The organism is Kitasatospora sp. NPDC096147 (assembly GCF_044763225.1).
GTDB lineage: Bacteria > Actinomycetota > Actinomycetes > Streptomycetales > Streptomycetaceae > Kitasatospora.
The window spans coordinates 190,824-207,458 of sequence record NZ_JBIWFX010000005.1 but is presented as its reverse complement, the minus strand read 5'-3'; the positions used below and the strand labels follow the sequence as shown (position 1 = coordinate 207,458).

Below are 16,635 nucleotides of genomic sequence, written 5' to 3'. Positions count from 1 at the left end.
GGCGGCGGCCTCCGAATAATCCGTTGCGGGCCGCGCCGGGCTCCGCCTACCGTGGTCCACGGCTCGCAAGCAATCCCAAGACTGGAGAAGGCCGTTGCTCTACTGAGGTCCTGAGACACCGTTCCCGCCGTGATGACGACCACTCCGGCGGTGCGCGTGCACGACCTCGGTGCAGAGCCCTGATCTCTCCTGCCGCCGTGTGCCCGTATCGGTGTCCTCCGTGTGCCCATCCACCACGGCGACCAACCGGGAGGCCAACCATGGCGCAACCCACCACCGTTTCCATCCGCTGCACCGACCTCGCCTTCGAGTGGCCCGACGGCCGCAGCGTGCTGCACGACTTCCAGCTCGTGGTCGGCCCCGGCCGCACCGGGCTGATCGGCCTGAACGGGGCCGGCAAGTCCACCCTGCTGAAGCTGCTCGCCGGGCAGCTCACCCCGACCTCCGGATCCGTCCGGATCGGCGGCGAACTCGGCTACCTGCCCCAGGACTTGACCCTGGAAACCACCCAGCGGGTGGACCAGGCCCTGGGCATCCGGGAGACCAGGGAGGCGCTGCACGCGATCGAGGCGGGCTCCGTCGAGGAGCGCCACTTCACCGCGGTCGGCGACGACTGGGACGTCGAGGAGCGCGCCCACGCGACCCTCGCCGGGCTCGGCCTCGGCCGGCTCGACCTGGACCGCACCGTCGGCGGGCTCTCCGGCGGCGAGGCGGTGCTGCTGCACCTGGCCGCGCTGCTGCTGCGCCGACCGGACGTGCTGCTGCTCGACGAGCCCACCAACAACCTGGACCGGCGCGCCCGTTCACTGCTCTACCAGGCGGTGGAGCGCTGGCACGGGGTGCTGGTGGTGGTCAGCCACGACCGCGAGCTGCTCCGGTACGTGGACCAGATCGCCGACCTGCGGGACGGCTCGGTCACCTGGTACGGGGGCAACTTCGCCGACTACGAGCGGACGGTGGCCGCCCAGCAGGAGACCGCCGAGCGGCTGGTGCGGGTGGCCGAGGCCGACGTCCAGCGGCAGAAGCGGGACCTGGCCGAGGCCCGGATCAAGCTCGACCGCGGCGCCAGCTACGGCCGGAAGAAGACCTTCGAGCGGAACGACCCGAAGATCATCCGAGGGGCGCTCAAGCGCAAGGCCGAGGTCACGGCGGGCAAGGTCACCGGCCTGCACACCGAGAAGCTGGCCGAGGCGAAGGAGCGGCTCACCCAGGCCGAGGAGGCCGTCCGGGACGATGCCGAGATCCGGATCGACCTGCCCCGCACCGCCGTCCCGGCCGGGCGGACGGTGCTGGGCATGGAGCGGGTGCGGATGGTCTGCGGGCCGGCCGTACCGGTCTCGCTGGAGCTGCGCGGCCCCGAGCGGATCGCGCTGCTCGGGGCCAACGGGGCGGGGAAGTCCACCCTGCTGCGCACCATCACCGGGGAACTGCCGTTCGCGGAGGGCCTGTTGGACACCCCCGTGCCGGCCCGGTACCTGCCGCAGCGGCTCGACCTGCTGGATCCGAAGCTCTCGGTGGCGGAGAACGTGAAGGCCTTCGCCCCGGGGGTGGGGGACAACGCGGTCCGGGCCCGGCTGGCCCGGTTCCAGTTCCGGGGTGCCCGGGCCGAGCAGCCGGCCGGCACGCTGTCCGGCGGCGAACGCTTCCGGGCCACCCTGGCCGCGCTGCTGCTGGCCGACCCGCCGCCGCAGCTGCTGCTGCTCGACGAGCCGACCAACAACCTCGACCTGGCGAGCGCGCGGCAGCTCACCCAGGCGCTCTCGGGGTACCAGGGCGCACTCGTGGTGGCCAGCCACGACGTGCCGTTCCTGCGCGGACTCGGCATCACCCGCTGGCTGTTGCTGGACGAGCGGGGGCTGCACACCGTCGATCCGATGTGACGCCGACCGGCGTGACGTCGACTGGCGTGACGCCGACCTGGTGTGACGTCGATCCGGTGTGACGTCGATCCGATGAGGCGGTGAGCCGGGTACCGGAGGGGTACCGGGGGTCTGTCGGCCTCCGGTACCCCTTCGGTACCATCGGGCCATGCCAGCGCTCAACATCGAGTACACGGAGCACGAACTCGCCGCCATCCGCGAGGCGGCGGCGGCCGACGGCAAGAGTGTGAAGGCGTACGTGCACGACCTGAGCGTCCGTGAGCAGCAGCGCCGGGTGTTCGTGAACCGCGCGGTGGCGTTCTGGAACGAGCACCTGGAGGAGTTCGACGCGGCGTTCCCCGATGACGCCCCGGCTCCGGACCAGGCACCGGACCAGGTGTCGGCCCCGGCCTCGGGGAGTTCGGTGGCGTGAGGACGACCGTGCTGCACGTCGACATCCGGTGGCTGCTCGACGTCCAGGAGCAGGCCTACCCCGAGGACCTGACGGTGAGTGACTACTCCGCCCTCCAGGCGGCGGTGGCCCGGCACCGGGTGAACACCGGCCGGCTCGGCCACGACGCCGACTCGGCCTGGCGGGCGGCCGCGCTGATGCACACCATCGTCCAGCTGCGCCCGCTGCCGGTGCGCAACAACCTCTACGCCTGCATGGCCACCGCCGCCTACATGCACGCCGCCGAGGAGGGCATCGACCCGCCCTACGGCGCGCTGGTCGAACTCGCCCGCGACGTGGCCGAATCCCGGGCCGACATCTTCGCCGCCGCCGACCGGATCAGGTCCTGGCGGATCTGACCGGCCGTGGTCGTCCGCAGTCGTCCCCGGTCCTCCCCGGTCGAGCGTGCTCATCGGGCACGAGCAGCGGCGGTGCCGCCCCACAGGGGAGCGGGAGTTGGGCCGTGACGGCCCGATCCACCGTCGTGCGGACGGCGGTCCGCAGCACCACCTGGTCTCACCCTCCGCCCCTGACGGGGAAGCCCACGGGCCCGCCCGCCGGGGTGCGGCGGACGGGCCTGGTGCGGCGGGGTACGGGGTCAGAGCGGGAGGACGGTGATGTCGTCGCACCAGCCGTAGCCGGTGCCGCTGCGGGCGTAGCAGTAGACCTTGGCGCTGGTGGCGGTCGGTCCGGTGGTGAAGGTGGTGCTGCCCTGGGTGTAGGCGGTGGTGGTGAAGGCGGCCCGGGTGGTGGAGCCGGCGGCGTCGTACTGCTTGACGCCGAGGGAGAGTTCGGTGCCGGTGGCGGAGACCCGGCCCCAGCCGGAGAGTCGGTACGTGGTGTTCGGGGCGAGGGCGATCACCTGCTCGGCGGCGGCCTGGGCCGGGCCGACCTTGACCGCGCGGGCGCCGCTGCGGGCGCCCGTGGCGTCGAGGGTGACGCCGCCGTAGGAGGTCCAGGGGGAGAGGGTGGCGTCCTCGAAGCCGGGGTTGCGGACGGCGTTGACGGCGGGCGGGGTGCAGGCGGTGTCGTCGAAGGCGGAGAGCTGGGCGAAGCCCCGGTCCGGGCGGCAGACGGCCGGGACGGCGGCGCCGAAGTAGTCCCGGCCGCCGTTGCCGGCGACCGGCGAACCGGTCCTCAGCGCAGGGGAGCCGGCGGTGAGCCGGTAGTCGGCCGGGGTGCTGCCGCCGGGGTTGGCGAACAGCGGGTCGGCGGTGGACTTCTCGGGGTCGGCGGGCTCGTTGGCCGGGTGGTTGCCGTGCAGGGTGTTGGCCAGCCAGGTGTAGTCGGCGGCGGTGTAGTTGGTGAAGCCGCCGGTGCCGAGGTTCTGGAAGACGTTGCCGGTCAGCCGGGTGACGGTCGAGCCGGAGCCGTCCTGGATGATCGCGGCGGTCGAACCGGCGGGCAGGTAGGCGGTGTTCTGGTAGATCCGGGCGTTCTTCTCGCCGACCGCGTAGAGCCAGCGGCTGCGGTCGTCCACGCTGAGGTTGTACCGGACCACGGTGCCGGTGGAGCTGGAGCCGGCTCCGCAGGCGCCGCAGAACAGCATGAAGCCGCCCTCGTTGTGGTGGCTGTAGTTGTACTGGAAGAGCGCGTCGTTGTTGCCGTAGTCGGAGTCGAAGGCCATCCCGTCGTTGTTGTCGGAGAGGCGGCGGACGTGGTGCACCTCGTTGAACTGGACGGTGGTGGCATCGGAGTTGATGGTCCAGATGCCGGCGTTGGAGCCCATCGGGCGCATCGCGATGTCGTAGGCGGTGTTGTGCTCGACCAGCGCGTGGTCGGCCGCCCGGACCACGATGCCGTCGCCGCCGGTGTCGTTGACCGTGTTCCCCCGGAACACGATCCGGGTGGAGGCCCGCCAGTTGACGGTGGTGCCGCAGCCGTCGCCGGTGCCGTAGCTCGGGCGGCACATCCAGGTGGAGCGGTTGGTCAGGCCCTCGCGGTCGACCCGGGAGATCCGGGAGTTCTGCACCAGGACGTCGTCGAAGTTGGTGGGGGTGGTCAGGCCGGAGACCCGGAACTGGATGCCGTTGGACCACTTGGTGGCGTCGCCGTTGACGTCGTGCACCGAGACGTCGTCCACCAGGTAGTGGGTGCCGACGCCGTCCGGCAGGTCGGCGATCTCCACCAGCAGGCCGTTCCGCTCGCGCTTGGTGGCGGCCGGGTCGGGGAAGGTGATCTCCAGTTCGCGCAGCTCCCACTGCTCGACGTTGAAGAGGTGGACGGCGGCCTTCTCGGCGGTGGCCGGGTCGCCCTTGACCACCGGGCGGGTGGTGGAGCTGCCGTAGCCGGCCAGGGTGACGGGGGAGCCGGGTGCACCGGAGCCCTGCGGCCTGAGGGTGCCGAGGCAGGTGGTGCCGCGCTTGAGCAGGAGTTGGTCACCGGGGCCGAAGAGGTGGGCGTTGGCGGCGGCCAGGTTGTTCCAGGGGGCGGCGGCCGTGCCGGTACCGTTGGTGGGCGCGGAGCAGTCGAGGTAGTGGGCCCCCGAGGCGGCCTCGGCCGCCGGGGCGGGGAGGACGGCGGCGGTGACCGCGAGGAGGGTGAGGGCGATGCGAGGCAGGAGCATGAGTGGGGTGGACTCCTTGAGCGGTGAACGGATCACTGCAGACCGTTAGATCAAACGGCGATCGAATGATACAAAGTGATCAGACGATCGCGACAGACTCGTGCACCGCAGACTTTCCATCCGGACACCTTGGAGAAGGACGCCCATGACCATCTCGGCCGACGACCGGCGGACCCGCATCACCGAGGTGGTCCGCGAACTCGGCACGGTCCGGGTGGCGGACCTGGCCACCCGCCTCGGCATCCCCGCCGTGACCGTCCGCCGCGACGTCGCCGCCCTCGCCGAGAGCGGCGCCCTGCACCGCTCGCACGGCTCGGTCTCGCTGGCCGCCACCCCCTCGACCGCGGCATCCGGCACCCCCGCCGGGGAGCGGGTGGTCGGCATGCTGGTGCCCACCGTCGGCTCCTACTTCGACGAGGTGATCGCCGGCGCCCGGGCCGCCGCCTCGGCCGCCGGGGCCCGGCTGGTGCTCGGCATCGCGCCCTACGAGGCCCGCGACGACCAGGAGCAGGCCTCCCGCCTGCTGGACTCCGGCGTGGACGGCCTGCTGCTCACCCCCAACTGGCAGCCCGGCGGCCGGGCCGAGGACTCCGCCTGGCTCGGCCGGCTCCCCGTCCCCGCCGTGCTGGTCGAGCGCCGCGCCGCCCCCGAGAGCCCCGGCGCCGAACTCGACTCGGTGGTCTCCGACCACCGCCACGGCGCCCTGCTGGCACTCCGTCACCTCGCCGCCCTCGGCCACGACTCGGTGCTGCTGGCCGCCCGCGAGGACACCTGGACCGCCCACCAGGTCCGCACCGGCTACACCGAGGGCGCCAAGCTGCTCGGCCTTACCACCCACCCGGTGATCGACCTGCACCGCCCCGGCGGCGGCCCGGCCGATCCGGCCCTGGTCGCCGAGAAGATCGCCGCCGCCGCCCGGAAGGGCACCCGCGCGGTGCTGGTCCACAACGACCAGGACGCCATCCAACTCCCGCCGATGCTCCGGTCGTTGGGCCTCGACGTGCCCACCGACATCGCGCTGATCTCCTACGACGACGTGTTCGCCGCCCTGGCCGCACCGCCGCTCACCGCCGTGGCCCCGCCGAAGCGGGCGGTCGGCGCCACCGCCCTCACCCTGCTGCTCCGCCGCCTCGGCGGCGAGCCCGACCTGCCGGCCCACCACATCGAGCTGCTGCCGGGCCTCAAGGTCCGGACCTCCTGCGGAGGCACGGCCTGACGGTCCGTGCCGCCCGACGGCGCGGGTCTGCCGGTCCCATCCCGAAAACGGTCGGCACGCCCCACGCCGCAAGCCCTACGCTGCACGCGTGACCGATCACCCGAACGCCCGTCTCGCCGAGCTCCTGGACTCGCGCGCACCGGGCCACGAGCCCGCACCGGAGGCGGTGCTCACCGCGCTGTTCGAGGGCGGGGCGTTCGTCCCCCTCACCCCGGTCGGCACGGTGCTGTTCCTCCCGGACGACCAACAGCCGCCCACCCTGCTCGGGTTCACCGACGCGGCGCTCGGCGCGCGACTGCTGCCGGAGGCGGCCGGCCTGGTGCACTGCGACGCGGACCGGCTGAGGGACATCCTGGAGAAGACCGGAGTCGCCGTGCTCGGCATCCGCTCCGGGGACGGGCAGGCGATCTTCCCCGAGCACGTCCTGCGGGACTGGGCGAACTACGGCCCCGGGGCTGAGGTGACGCTCGACCGCTCCACCGACCCGGTGGCCGTCGCCCTCCGGGACGCCCTGGTCCGGCGGGTCCGGGAGTTCCCCGCCGTCCGCTCGGTCTGGGTGGCCCGGTCCCGGTGGCGGACCACCGGCGAAGAGCACCTGATGCTGCACGTCGCGGTGGACGAGGACCTGCCCTCGGCCTCCGCCGACCGCCTGATGCGGGTGCTGCTCGGCGAGGAGGTCGAGCTCGGCCCGGAGCATCCCAAGGTGTCGATGCTCCCCCTGCACACCGCCACCCACGCCGAGTCCATCGCCCGGCTGGACCGGATGGGCCTGGACACGGTGCGCCACGATCCCCGGTCGGGCCGGGTCGAGGTGGTCTCCCGCGAGTACGACGAGACCCCACCCGCTCCGCCCGCTCCGCCCGCGCCGGAGGCCGGTGCCGAGGCCCGGCCCCGGCGCCGTTGGTTCGGCCGTTCCTGACGCCCCGTCCGGTGCCCGGCCCGGGGGTCAGGGCTTGAGGCGGCCGAGGGTGAGTCCGCCGCTGGCCTGCTTGAAGAGGTACTCGGCGCGTTCGTACGAGAGCCGGGAGCGGCCGGTGTCCGGGCAGAGGTCGGCGGTGGCCTGGCGTTTCGGGCCGGGGCGGCGGTCGGTCAGGAAGAGCGGGCCCCGGGTGCGGCCGGCCAGGAGTTCGGGGAGCAGCCCGGCGGTGCCGGAGCGCCAGCCGATGCCGTTCCGGGCGCGGCGGTCGGCCAGGTCGAGGTCCTCGACGTTCAGCGCCAGCACGGCCTTCACCCCGGCGCCGGACTCGTGCAGCAGCCGCCACAGGGTGCGCTCACGGACCGTCAGTCCGGGCAGCGCGCAGAGGGCGTCCAGCCGGGCCGTGCCGATCGCGTCGGCGGCCCGGGCCCCGGGCTCGGCCCGGCGCTCCAGCCCGTCCGCCAGCCCGGGCAGCCCGGCCCAGGCGGCGAACGACCGGACGGCCGCCCGGTGCCGGTTCCAGGTCCGCCCGGCCGCCGTGCCCCAGGCGGTGGCGAACACCCCGGCCACCTGACCGGCCGTCAGCCCGGCCAGCGGCTGCCCCTCGCCGAGGGCCAGGCAGAGCCGCCGGACGGTCTGCCCGTAGGAGCGGACAGTGGCCGGGTCGAGCTCCGGCCGGGCCAGGAAGGCGCGGGTGGCCGGGCCGAGGGCCGGCCCTTCGGCGGGGGCGGCGCCGTCGTCGGCGAGGGCGTCGGCCCGGCCGAGCAGGAAGGCCCGCTCGGCGGCGTTGCGGGTGAGCTCGGCCGCCCGACGGAATTCGAGCCGTGCCTCGGCCGGCCGGTGCAGCCGGGCCAGCAGGTCCCCCCGGACGCCGGGCAGCAGGTGGTAGTCGCGCAGCGCGGGCTCGGTGGTCAGCTCGTCGACCAGGTCCAGCCCGGCCTGCGGGCCGCGAGCCATGCCGACCGCGACGGCCCGGTTCAGCCGGACCACCGGGGTGGGCAGCAGGCGGACCAGGGCTCCGTACAGGGCGGCGATCTGGGCCCAGTCGGTGGCCTCGGCGGTCGGTGCCTGGGCGTGGCAGACCGCGATCGCCGCCTGGAGCACGTACGGGCCGGGCGGCCCGCCGAGCTCGCGGGCCCGGAGCATCGCGGTGAAGCCGCGCCGGATCAGCAACCGGTCCCAGCGGCCCCGGTTCTGCAGGTGCAGCAGCACCGGCTCGCCGTCCGGTCCGGTGCGGGCGGCGGAGCGGGACGCCTGGATCTCCATCAGCGCGACCAGCCCGTGCACCTCGGCCTCGCGCGGGGCCAGTACGGCCAGCAGGCGGCCGAGGCGGAGGGCCTCCTGGCAGAGCCCGGGGCGCATCAGGTCGTCGCCGGAGGTGGCCGAGTACCCCTCGTTGAAGATCAGGTAGATCACCTCCCGCGCCGATGCCAGTCGCTCGGCCAGCTCGTCCGCCTCCGGGAGGTCGAGCGAGATCCGCTGCTCGGCCAGGGTCCGCTTGGCTGCCGCGATCCGCCGGGTCACCTCGGGGGTGGTGGTCAGGAAGGCACGGGCGATCTCGGCCGGGTCGAGGCCGCCGAGCAGACGGAGCGTCAGGGCGGCCCGCTGCGCGGCGGGCAGCACCGGGTGGCAGGAGACCAGCACCAGCCGCAGCAGGTCCTCCGACTCGCCGTCCCCCGGCGGCGGGTCGTGCTCCGCCGCGTGGGTCTGCGTCTGCTCCTGCGTCAGCTCGTGGGCCATCCGCCCCTGGTGGCGCTCCTGAAGCTGGGCACGGCGGATGTGGTCCACGGCCCGGCGCCTGGCGATGGTGGTCAGCCAGGCGCCGGGGTTCTCCGGGACGCCGGTGCGCGGCCACTGCTCCAGCGCCGCCACCAGGGCGTCCTGGGCCAACTCCTCGGCGAGCCCGACATCGCGCACCGTCCGGACCAGGGCGGCGATGATCTTCGCCGACTCCAACTTCCAGACCGCGTCGACCGTTCGGCGGGTATCCAGCACGGTGCTCATCTCAGCACGGCCGCCCCGGTGCGCGGGAAGCGCACCGGGGCCGGCGGGGTGGGTCGGGTGGTGCGGGGTGATGCGGGGCCTGCGGGGTGGCGCGGGCTGACGGAGCCTCAGCCGGTGAACACCTGCTGGAGGCGGCTCCGACCGTCGCCGACGATCCGGCGGAAGCGGCGGGCCAGCTCGATCGCCTCCTCCTGCGAGCGGACCTCGACCAGCGCGAAGCCGGCCACCGCCTCCTTGGCCTCCGCGAACGGGCCGTCGGTCACGCTGATGTCCTCGCCGGCGGAGGTGATCACGATGGTGGCCGGGTCCAGCCCGCCGGTGGCCAGCAGGACGCCGGAGGCGGTCAGTTCCTCGATGAACGCGCCCATCTCGGCGAACAGCTTCTCGTCCGGGACGGAGCCGTTGGCGTCGGTGGTCATCAGGTAGCGCATGGTGTTCCTCCGGTGGGTGGCGGGCGGCTCGGGCCGCTCGTTCCTGTGCTTCTGCCGGTACGTCGAACGGGGTGATGTGACAGGGAACGGTAGGCGTTCCCTGTCACACGGGCCGGACGACGTGTCAGCGAGGAACCACTCACCACCCCGGAAGGAACCACCCACCATGACCACCACCCTCGCCACTGCCACCCCCACCTCCTCCACCGTCGGCGCCCGCCGTCCGCAGACCCGCACGCTGCTCGCCCTCGGTGCGGCGGCCATGCCGGTCTGGACGGTGGTCGCGATGACCCAGGCCCTCACCCGGGAGGGGTTCTCGCTGCTCCGGCACCCGTTCAGCATCCTCAGCAACGGCCCGCTCGGGTGGGTGCAGATCACCAACTTCCTGCTGGTGGGCGCGCTGACGGTCGCCGGGGCGGCCGGTCTGCGGCACGCCCTGCGGGGCCGGACCGGTGGCACCTGGGCGCCCCGGCTGGTCCGCCTCGGCGGCCTCGGCATGATGGCGGCCGGAGTCTTCGTGATGGACCCCGCCGACGGCTTCCCGGTCGGGACTCCGGTCGGCCCGTCCACCACCCTGAGCTGGCACGGCTACGCCCACATGGCGGCCGGTTCGATCACCTTCCTCTCCTTCATCGCGGCCTGCTTCGTCCTCGCGCGCCTCTTCCGGCAGTCCGGTGACCGCACCGCCGCCGTGCTCTCCCGGGTGGCCGGCACCGTGCTGCTGCTCGGCAACGGCTGGGCGATGAGCGGGCGCGCGGCCGGTTCGCTGACCCTGGCGGTCGGCGTGATGACGGCGATGGCCTGGATCTCCCTGGTCTCCGCCCGCCTGCGCCGCACCGCCGCCTGACGCACCGTCCGCCCCTTGCTGCCCGGAGCCGCCACGCGCCGCCCGGACGCCCGGTACGAAACCGGTGTCCGGGCCTGCGGCGTTCCGGGATGATCCCGGCATGGCCCTGACCCAGCAGCTCGCCCGGGTGAGCACCGAGTACCTCGACGGCTGCCGCCGTGCGGCCACCGCCGCTCCGGACGGCGACCCCGGATTCGATCCGCCGCCCGGTGATGCCCTCGATCTGGGCTGGGCCGCTTGGGAGTTGGCCCACTACCTGCGGTGGGCCGAGGACGGGAGCGAACTGCTCCGCACCCTGGAGCGCGGTCTCGGCGGCGACGGCGTGGCGGAGGTCGCGTTCCTGGACCACGCGGAGGTCCACGACGGCTTCGGCGGTCCGCCGGCCCTGCTCGCCCCGTCGGCGGTCGCCGAACTCTCCGCCCGGCTCGGTGCAGTGGACCCGGAGGCGATGCTGGCCCGGTTCCCGGCCGACCCGGTACTGGCCGAGGAGGTCTGCGGGTTCGGCGGGTTCGACGGGGATCGCCGTGCCTCGCTGGCCGACTGCTTCGCGGCCTTGCGGGACTTCTACCGGGGAGCGGCCCTGCGTGGCCTGGCCGTGGTGGTCTGGGTGGACTGACCCGGCGGACGCCGCCGTATCCTGCCCGGGGGCGCACGACCGGCCCCCGGGCCGTGCGCTGATGCGCCGTCACCCGTGTGGGTGTCACGGGCCCTGAAAGTGTCAGACGGTGACAGGGCGGGCCGCAGAATCGGCCGGATGGATGACGCCCCAGACTGTCCGCCGTCACCGCCCCCGCCCCCGTGCCCACCGCCGGCCGGGCCGCCGTGGCACTGGCCCCCGCACTGGCTGTGGTCCTGCCACACGCCGCCCTCCCCGTCCGCCTCCCCGTCCACCTCGCCGCCCCCTTCACCGTCAGCGACCGCCCCGCCGTCGCCCACGCCGGGTCCCTCGCCCTCGGGGTGGCCGACACCTCCGGCCACCCCGACGGCGATCCCGTCGCCCCTGCACTCCGCGAGCGCTGCGCCCGTTCCGCCGGCGGCCGCCGCTCCCACCTTCGGGAAGGCCGCACCGACGCCGCCTCCGGCCGTCGGCGGCCCGCGCCCGGCGCCGCTGCTGCCCGCGCCGCCGTCGCCCTCGCAGTCGGAGCGCCCGGTCCCGGTCCCGTCCGACTCCCCGTCCCTGACGCCCTCGCCGCTCTCGTCGCCGTCCCCGCCCCATGCCGTGGTCGCGGTCGGGCTGCCGACGCCGCCCGTACTGCCGCCCCCGGCAGGGGAGTTGGACCCGATGACGTGGTCCACCGTGCTGTTGATGGTGGTCCTCCTGCCGGCCGCCGTGGCGGCCCTGCTGCAACCAGTCCTGCGTAACCACCGGAGCCGCTCGTGAATCTGCACTCCCTGTTCGGCGCCCTCGCGGCCGTCACCATCGCGATGATCGGGCTGGCGGTCGGTCACCGCTTCCGCCCGCAGCCCGTCGAGGACGGGCCGGAACCGGAGCCGCACTCGGTGCTGCTCACCATCGGCTCCGGCATCCTCTCCGGCTTCGTGCTGCTCACCGGCTTCCTGGTGGCCACCGGCTGGGCCGCCCGCACCACCCACGTGCTGCCGCCGCTCGGGCTGTACGCGGCGGACGTGTGCGCCGGGATCGCGGTGCTGCTCTACCCGGCGCTCGCCGGGCTGCCGGTGACACCCCGTCACGTCACGGCCGTCGCGTTCTTCAGCGCCCTGGTCGGCTACACCCTCACCACCGCCTTCCAGCTCCGGCCCTGACCAGCCCCTGATCAACCTCGGGAGGGCGTCCAGGTGCACCGCGCGCACCTCGGCCGCTGCGGTCGTTCCCCGGGCCCTTCCGTCGGCTTCCCCGACGTCCCGGGCTTCCCGGGACGCGGCTTCGCGGCGGGCGGGCGGAGGACGGAGCGCCAGGCGGGGCGGTCGGCGCCACCGTCCGGGACGGCGGCGGAGGCTTCGGAGCGGCCCACGCCCGGCCGCCCGGCGGAGCCTTCGGCGAAGGCGGACGGTGCGACCGGGCCGAGCGCCAGAACGGCGGCGGCGACGGTGGCGACGACGGCGGACCAGGACGGTGTCCGGCACTGCGCGGCGTGGTGCAACGGGGCCTCCCCTGAGCTGTCGTCAGGAGCCGTTCGTGCCCCCGCCCTTCTCCACGGGGTGAGCCCGGGGGTGGGTGACGGATCCGTCCCGAGATCTGCCCGTCCGGCCCCGGGCCGGTGCCCCCGCGGTCGTTGGTGGCCGTCGGGGCGGTGCGCGGAGGGCCACCGACGACCGGGTCTGCTGCTTCGCTGTCCCCGTCCCCTCACCCTCGGCGACCTGCGCCGACGTCCGGGCGGTGCCCGCCCCGGTGCCCCGCCCGGTGTCCGGGCAGGCAACGGCCCGGGGGCTCAAGGGCAGTGTTGCCCCCGGGTGGTTGACGCCCGGTCACCGGCCCACGGAGGCTGAGTGCAGCCCGTCCGCCGGGCTTGTCGCCCGGCCCCGTGCCGACGTCCCCCCAAGAACCAGTCGGTCCCGGCCCGGTCACTGCTCGACCGGGCCGGGCCGGGCGACGCATCTCCCCGACCGCCGTGCCCCGCCCCGGAGCGGGAGGACCGGTCGCCGCCGCCCTGACGCGGTGTCACCACCGCCGCAGTCGGCCCGGCCCCGGTCGGGGTGAGGCAGCCCACAGGGCCCTGGTACCGGCGTTCCGACCGGCGGGTCCCTAAGCTGCGGGTATGCCGAGCAGAGTGCGCCTTGCCGAGATCACCCCCGACAACCTGGATGCCGCGATCGCCGTCAGCGTCCACCCGGCGCAGGAGCACGTCGTGTCACCGGTGGTGAAGTCGCTCGCCGAGGCGTACGTCCACCCGGGCGTGGCCTGGCCCCGGCTGATCCTGGACGGCGACCGGGTGGTCGGCTTCCTGATGGCCTTCCTGGACATCGACTGGTTCGGCGACGGCAGCGGGGACATCCGTTCCGGCCTCTGGCGGCTGAACATCGCGGCGGCCGAACAGGGCCGTGGGTACGGGAAGTTCGCGGTGCAGGAGGTGTCGGCCGAGATCCGGCGCCGGGGCGGGCGGCGGCTGTTCGTCACCTGGCACCAGGGGGAGGCCAGCCCGGAGAAGTTCTACCTCCGGCTCGGCTTCCGGCCGACCGGCGAGCTGAGCGACGGCGAGATCGTGGGCGTGCTCGAACTCGTCTGAGCCGTCTGAGTCTGAGCCGTCCGAGCCAGGGTCAGGTCAGGAGCCGTCGCCGCCGACGTACGGCGGGTCGGAGCGACGGCGGCCACGGGTGGAGTCCCCGAAGACCTTGGCGGTGGCGGCCAGCACCCGCATCGCGGTGACCACCCCGTGGGTCCAGCGCGGACCGCCCCGGTCGGCCCAGAGGATGCAGACGCAGCCGAAGGCGACGAAGGCGAGCAGGCCGACGAGCAGCAGACCGATCATGTTCTCCACCCCGGGTGGTTGGTGCACTGGAGGGGATCATCGCAGATCGGAGCGGGTGCGGGAAGTACTCGGCGGAGTGACGCGGGGTCAGCGCGACGGCCCGTCGGGCCCGGGGCGGGGGCGGGCGAGCAGCGGGGCGAAGGGGGCGGCGGCGGGGTGCCAGGGCGCCTCGTACTCCCAGGAGACCCAGGCGTCCGGGCCGAGCCCGCTCAGGCAGGCGGCGATCGGGAGGATGCCGCTGCCGAGCGGGACCGGGGTGAGGTCCTCGGTGGAGGCGACGTCCTTGACCTGGGTGTAGCCGAGCCAGGGAGCCAGGGCGGCCAGGGACTCGGCGGGCGTCTCGCCGGCCAGGTGGGTGTGCAGCAGGTCCCAGAGTCCGCCGACGGCGGGGGAGTCCACGGCGGCGGCGAGCCGGGCCACGGCGCGGGCGGAGCGGTGGGTGTCGTGGGTCTCGACCAGCACGCGGACGCCGAGTGCACCGGCCACCGGGGCGACGGCGCGCAGGCGGCGGACGGCGGTGGCGTCCTCGCCGCGCGGGAAGACCCGGACGTACGGGGCACCCAGGTCGGTGGCCAGCCGCAGGTGCTCGGTGAGCTCGGTGAGCACCGGGCCGTCCTCGCCCGGTGCGGCGATGCCGACGTAGGAGCAGACCGCCAGCGGGAGCACCCCGGCCGAGCCGAACTGCCGTGCCAGGGCGGCGCGTTCGGCTGCTCCCAGACCGAGGTGGACCGGTTCGCCGGGGGCGCAGCGCAGCTCGACGCCGTCCCAGCCGTGCTCGCCGGCCAGCCGGAGCACCGAGGGCAGCGGGAGGCCGGGCAGGCCGAGGGTGGAGAAGGCCCACTTCACGGCTGACCCACCGCCCCCGGGACCGACGCCGTGCCTGCCGCTCCCACGGCCCCCGAGGGCGCTGTCACGGCCACCGCGCCGTCGCCCAGCTCGGCCCGGTGGGAGGTCCCGTCGGGCCACCGCACGTGCAGCGCGTACCCGGTGACGGTGACCGAGGGCGGCGGGCCATCGGCGGCGGCGCCGAGCCGGGCCGTGCAGACGAACAGGCCGTCGGTGACCGTGCCGTCCAGCACCGGCAGGGTGGCCGCCGGGCCGTACGCGGTGCCCCCGGGGAGGTGGTGGTGCGTCAGCGCGGCGTAGCCGTGCACCGGGTGGAGCACGGAGTGCAGGTCAGGGGTGGTGACCGCCCAGCCGGTCTGCCGGGCGGGGGTGCCGGGGGTGGCGCCGCCGACCAGGTGGGCCCGGACCTCGTCGGGGCCGTGGGCCAGGGTGAGCGAGGTGATCCGCAGGCCCTCGGCCGGGGTGGAGACGGAGGCGGCCCAGCCGGGGCCGGTGCCCAGCGGGGTGATCCGGCCGCGCGCGGTGGGGGTGCCGTCCAGGGTCAGCGCGAAGTGGTTGTCCGGCAGTTCGGGGGTGAAGGACGGCCCGGTGGCGGTGGAGTGGGCGCAGCGGGCGTACAGCGGGTCGTCGGGCAGCGGCTCGCCGGTGGCGGGCTGGTCGTCGCTGCCGTGGTTGTGCACCCGGACCAGGCCGTCGGCGGCGGTGGACTGCACCAGCCACCCGGGGGCGGCCAACGGGACCACCGCGTCGGCGCGTTCGGCCGGGGCGGGCTGCTCGGTGGCGGTCCAGACGGGGTGGTCGGCGGGGAGCAGCAGGCCGAGGAAGCCCTTGCTCGACCAGTAGGGCGAGGCCGGGCCGGAGTAGTGCTGCACCATCGGCGGGTGCGCGCCGTACCAGCCGAGCGGGAGCAGGCCCTCGGCGTCGACGGCGCCGCGGTCGAGGAAGTGCCGCAGGGCGCCGGAGGCCAGCCGGCGGGTGGTGCCCGGGTCGAGCGGGGTGTGGCCGGTGAGCGCGCCGAGCCAGAGCGGGGCGGCTGCGGCGTGACGGTAGATCAGCGAGCGGCCCTGGTGCAGCGGGGCGCCGTCGCCGCCGAAGGTGCGGGCGTAGCCGTCCAGGTGCTGGGCCAGGCGCGGGCCGTAGCGGGCCAGCAGGGCGGCGTCGCCGGACAGGTGGGCGTGCAGCACCGGGTAGAGGTGCAGGGCCCAGCCGTTGTAGTGGTCGACGGCGCGTGGGCGGCCGTCGGTGTACCAGCCTTCGCCGAGGTACCAGCCGTCCAGCTTGGCCAGGCCCCGGGCGACGGCCGCCGCGCAGGTGGCCGGGTCGGCGCCCGCGGCCTCCGGCAGGCCGGGGTCGGTGGTGGCGAGCTCGGCCAGGAAGCCGGCCACGGTGAGCGGGAAGAGGTGCCAGTTGTTGTCCACCGGCTCGCGGTGCAGGGCGGCGGCCAGCCAGCGGGCGGCGCGCAGGCGGACGGGCTGGTCCAGCCGCTCCCAGAGCCAGCGGCGGGTCAGCCGCAGGGCCAGGGCGATCGAGGCGGCCTCCACCATCGGCTGGCCCCGGTCGGTGATCTCCGGCCAGCCCTCCCCGGAGGCCGGGTCGGTGCCGGCGGCCAGTCCGGCGGCGTAGCGCTCCAGCAGCCCGGCCGGGTCGGCGCCCCGGGCGCCGGCGGTTCGGAAGGCGGCGAGCAGGAAGGTGCGGGCGTAGCCCTCCAGGCCGTCCGAGGCGGGGCCGGACCAGCTCGGGCGCGGGCCGGGCAGGTCGATCCGGGCCTGGCCGGGGGAGGCGTACGGGCGGACGGCGGCGAGCAGGCCGTCGGCGGCGGCCTCCCAGTGCGCCCTGGTCCAGCCGGTGTGCGGGCTGAGGGCGCGGTCCTCGGCGGGCAGCGGGAAGGGGAGTGGGAAGGGGAGCGCGGGGGTGGGCATGGCGGGGGGTCCTCACGTCCGGGGCTACCCGGCCGAATCTAGGAGCCGGCTGATCACCCGTCAAGGTCCGGCGATCGAATGATCGATCAGCGGATCAGATCAGATCATTCGATCCAGATCCCTTGACTCCGATCGGAGGGCGGCCCAAGATG

General features: G+C 74.8%; 14 protein-coding genes and 2 pseudogenes. 9 read left to right on the top strand and 7 right to left on the bottom strand.

The features are described from left to right. The first annotated feature begins 260 nt into the window (after window positions 1-260). The 3 genes from ACIRBX_RS18575 (at window position 261) to ACIRBX_RS18565 (ending at window position 2,669) form a co-directional block, all read left to right on the top strand. Complete coding sequence (locus tag ACIRBX_RS18575; protein WP_402297934.1) at window positions 261-1,880, top strand: ABC-F family ATP-binding cassette domain-containing protein; 1,620 nt, start codon at window positions 261-263, stop codon at window positions 1,878-1,880. A gap of 148 nt (window positions 1,881-2,028) precedes the next feature. Next, window positions 2,029-2,292 (top strand): hypothetical protein, encoded by a 264-nt coding sequence (locus tag ACIRBX_RS18570; protein WP_402297932.1) that lies wholly within the window; start codon window positions 2,029-2,031, stop codon window positions 2,290-2,292. Then, a complete protein-coding gene (locus tag ACIRBX_RS18565; RefSeq protein WP_402297931.1) occupies window positions 2,289-2,669 on the top strand; it encodes a toxin Doc in 381 nt (126 codons plus the stop codon). Before ACIRBX_RS18570 ends, ACIRBX_RS18565 begins: the two co-directional genes overlap by 4 nt. Window positions 2,670-2,908: 239 nt before the next feature. Here the strand turns inward: ACIRBX_RS18565 and ACIRBX_RS18560 are convergent, their stop codons facing one another. Continuing rightward, window positions 2,909-4,876 (bottom strand): carbohydrate binding domain-containing protein, encoded by a 1,968-nt coding sequence (locus ACIRBX_RS18560; protein ID WP_402297929.1) that lies wholly within the window; start codon window positions 4,874-4,876, stop codon window positions 2,909-2,911. Window positions 4,877-5,021: 145 nt separating this feature from the next. Here ACIRBX_RS18560 and ACIRBX_RS18555 point away from each other — a divergent pair, with 145 nt between their 5' ends. Both ACIRBX_RS18555 and ACIRBX_RS18550 read left to right on the top strand, forming a co-directional pair. Further along, on the top strand, window positions 5,022-6,092 hold the full coding sequence (locus tag ACIRBX_RS18555) for a substrate-binding domain-containing protein (RefSeq protein ID WP_402297927.1): 1,071 nt from the start codon (window positions 5,022-5,024) through the stop codon (window positions 6,090-6,092). 88 nt (window positions 6,093-6,180) lie between these two features. Beyond that, window positions 6,181-7,011, top strand: coding sequence for a hypothetical protein (locus ACIRBX_RS18550; RefSeq protein WP_402297925.1), 831 nt, complete (start codon window positions 6,181-6,183; stop codon window positions 7,009-7,011). 27 nt (window positions 7,012-7,038) lie between these two features. Here ACIRBX_RS18550 and ACIRBX_RS18545 read toward each other — a convergent pair. The 3 genes and pseudogenes from ACIRBX_RS18545 to ACIRBX_RS18535 form a co-directional block, all read right to left on the bottom strand. Next, window positions 7,039-7,662 (bottom strand): annotated as a pseudogene (locus tag ACIRBX_RS18545) (RNA polymerase subunit sigma); the annotation flags it as partial. Between the two features lie 84 nt (window positions 7,663-7,746). Next, a pseudogene (locus ACIRBX_RS18540) lies at window positions 7,747-9,012 on the bottom strand (RNA polymerase sigma factor); the annotation flags it as partial. A gap of 107 nt (window positions 9,013-9,119) precedes the next feature. Further along, window positions 9,120-9,443 carry a YciI family protein gene (locus ACIRBX_RS18535; RefSeq protein WP_402297923.1) on the bottom strand — a complete coding sequence of 108 codons (324 nt, stop codon included), beginning with the start codon at window positions 9,441-9,443 and terminating at the stop codon, window positions 9,120-9,122. A gap of 166 nt (window positions 9,444-9,609) precedes the next feature. Between ACIRBX_RS18535 and ACIRBX_RS18530 the strand changes: the two genes are divergently transcribed. From ACIRBX_RS18530 to ACIRBX_RS18515, 4 genes are all read left to right on the top strand, one after another. Then, a complete protein-coding gene (locus ACIRBX_RS18530; protein WP_402297921.1) occupies window positions 9,610-10,290 on the top strand; it encodes a DUF998 domain-containing protein in 681 nt (226 codons plus the stop codon). 100 nt (window positions 10,291-10,390) lie between these two features. Next, window positions 10,391-10,906, top strand: a complete 516-nt coding sequence (locus ACIRBX_RS18525; RefSeq protein ID WP_402297919.1) for a DUF1877 family protein — start codon at window positions 10,391-10,393, stop codon at window positions 10,904-10,906. 761 nt (window positions 10,907-11,667) lie between these two features. Further along, window positions 11,668-12,054: a hypothetical protein gene (locus ACIRBX_RS18520; protein WP_402297917.1), complete on the top strand. Its 387-nt coding sequence runs from the start codon at window positions 11,668-11,670 to the stop codon at window positions 12,052-12,054. Between the two features lie 953 nt (window positions 12,055-13,007). After that, window positions 13,008-13,475 carry a GNAT family N-acetyltransferase gene (locus ACIRBX_RS18515; protein WP_402297915.1) on the top strand — a complete coding sequence of 156 codons (468 nt, stop codon included), beginning with the start codon at window positions 13,008-13,010 and terminating at the stop codon, window positions 13,473-13,475. 36 nt (window positions 13,476-13,511) lie between these two features. On the opposite strand, the gene ACIRBX_RS18510 is transcribed toward ACIRBX_RS18515, so the two are convergent. Genes ACIRBX_RS18510 through ACIRBX_RS18500 form a run of 3 tightly spaced genes read right to left on the bottom strand, consistent with a single transcriptional unit; the run spans window position 13,512 to window position 16,483 of the window. After that, entirely contained in the window at window positions 13,512-13,745 is a 234-nt protein-coding gene (locus ACIRBX_RS18510; RefSeq protein ID WP_402297914.1) for a hypothetical protein, read from the bottom strand. Between the two features lie 60 nt (window positions 13,746-13,805). After that, window positions 13,806-14,564 carry a sugar phosphate isomerase/epimerase family protein gene (locus ACIRBX_RS18505; RefSeq protein ID WP_402297913.1) on the bottom strand — a complete coding sequence of 253 codons (759 nt, stop codon included), beginning with the start codon at window positions 14,562-14,564 and terminating at the stop codon, window positions 13,806-13,808. After that, window positions 14,561-16,483 (bottom strand): DUF2264 domain-containing protein, encoded by a 1,923-nt coding sequence (locus ACIRBX_RS18500; protein ID WP_402297911.1) that lies wholly within the window; start codon window positions 16,481-16,483, stop codon window positions 14,561-14,563. The genes ACIRBX_RS18505 and ACIRBX_RS18500 overlap by 4 nt, the downstream gene beginning before the upstream one ends. Window positions 16,484-16,635: the final 152 nt, after the last annotated feature.

Excerpts from the sequence above, each read along its gene's own strand:
- ACIRBX_RS18555 (WP_402297927.1), top strand. The coding sequence starts at position 5,022 with ATGACCATCTCGGCCGACGACCGGCGGACCCGCATCACCGAGGTGGTC.
- ACIRBX_RS18570 (WP_402297932.1), top strand. The coding sequence starts at position 2,029 with ATGCCAGCGCTCAACATCGAGTACACGGAGCACGAACTCGCCGCCATC.
- ACIRBX_RS18500 (WP_402297911.1), bottom strand. The coding sequence starts at position 16,483 with ATGCCCACCCCCGCGCTCCCCTTCCCACTCCCCTTCCCGCTGCCCGCC.
- ACIRBX_RS18535 (WP_402297923.1), bottom strand. The coding sequence starts at position 9,443 with ATGCGCTACCTGATGACCACCGACGCCAACGGCTCCGTCCCGGACGAG.
- ACIRBX_RS18575 (WP_402297934.1), top strand. The coding sequence starts at position 261 with ATGGCGCAACCCACCACCGTTTCCATCCGCTGCACCGACCTCGCCTTC.
- ACIRBX_RS18515 (WP_402297915.1), top strand. The coding sequence starts at position 13,008 with ATGCCGAGCAGAGTGCGCCTTGCCGAGATCACCCCCGACAACCTGGAT.
- ACIRBX_RS18525 (WP_402297919.1), top strand. The coding sequence starts at position 10,391 with ATGGCCCTGACCCAGCAGCTCGCCCGGGTGAGCACCGAGTACCTCGAC.
- ACIRBX_RS18560 (WP_402297929.1), bottom strand. The coding sequence starts at position 4,876 with ATGCTCCTGCCTCGCATCGCCCTCACCCTCCTCGCGGTCACCGCCGCC.
- ACIRBX_RS18530 (WP_402297921.1), top strand. The coding sequence starts at position 9,610 with ATGACCACCACCCTCGCCACTGCCACCCCCACCTCCTCCACCGTCGGC.